Origin of the sequence: Paenibacillus sp. MMO-58, assembly GCF_037146255.1 — a bacterium.
In the GTDB taxonomy this organism is placed as follows: Bacteria; Bacillota; Bacilli; order Paenibacillales; family Paenibacillaceae; genus Pristimantibacillus.
On record NZ_JBBCVY010000032.1, the window covers coordinates 1 to 1,035 of the forward strand.

At 36.6% G+C, this 1,035-nt stretch carries 1 protein-coding gene; it reads left to right on the top strand.

Features of this window, described 5'->3' with window-relative positions; all coding sequences use genetic code 11:
* Nucleotides 1–179 precede the first annotated feature (179 nt).
* The gene (locus WFJ73_RS33145; protein ID WP_336776992.1) at nucleotides 180–899 is read left to right on the top strand and encodes an SDR family NAD(P)-dependent oxidoreductase; all 720 of its coding nucleotides are present in this window, start codon (nucleotides 180–182) and stop codon (nucleotides 897–899) included.
* Nucleotides 900–1,035: the final 136 nt, after the last annotated feature.

A 1,035-nucleotide genomic window follows, 5' to 3' on the forward strand; every position in this document is an offset into this window, starting at 1 on the left:
TCTCGGGATCCAAGTCCCACGGGCAGAAACGTTCGATCCCCGGCTACCGCTATCTTACGACCCTACAAAAAAGAGGTCGACCAGAAAGATCTGGTGACCTCATAATACGAACGGGCAGGATAGTTGCAAAGGTATGGTATAATATTTGAATCAATAAATGAAAGGAAAAAACAACTTCCATGAAGAATTTTATTATTATTGGAGCGAGCAAAGGATTAGGTGATGCCTTTGTTAAAAGATTGCCAGAAATCGGTGATAATGTATGGATAGTTTCAAGGAGTTATCCTACTAGTTTAAACCTTAACGATGGAATCAATAGATATTGGATAGAAGCTGATTTATCGAAAACTGATGCATACAATCTGATTGCGAATACAATAAATGGCCACATCATAGACGTATTAATATTTAATGCAGGGATATGGGAGAGCAACGGATTTAGAGAAGACTATGATTTTGAGAAAGATGTCCCAGATGAAATTTCAAGAATCATAAATGTGAATGTAATTGCCGCAATTACATGTATACAAAAACTTATACCGAATTTAAAAAAGTCGGCTAACGCAAAAATTGTTTTAATTGGTTCTACTGCAGGACTTGAGAATAATGATTTTACACAAGTTTCATTTGTAGCGTCTAAGTTCGGTTTGAGAGGTATTGCCAATTCCATAAGGGAACATGTTAAAAAGTTTAAAATCGGTGTAACTTGTATAAACCCTGGTGAAATTGCTACCCAAGTTCCTTTAGAGGATGGAATTGAAAAAGTCTTGTTAGCCTACAATTATACACAAATCCCCCTTCAAGATATCGTTTCATTAGTTAAATGCGTCATAAGCCTTTCCAAAGCTTCTTGTGTAAAAGAAATAAATATCCCAGCAATGTTTGATGCGAATGCATAGTCAATTATGTTTAATTAAGTTAACGGGGAACTTTAGTTCAACGGAAGAAGCAGCATGCGATCCGCAGCTGCTTCTTTCTCATTAAGCTATAGGGAAGTTTAGCGCAACAATTGATAAGGATAGGGAGTAAAGGGGA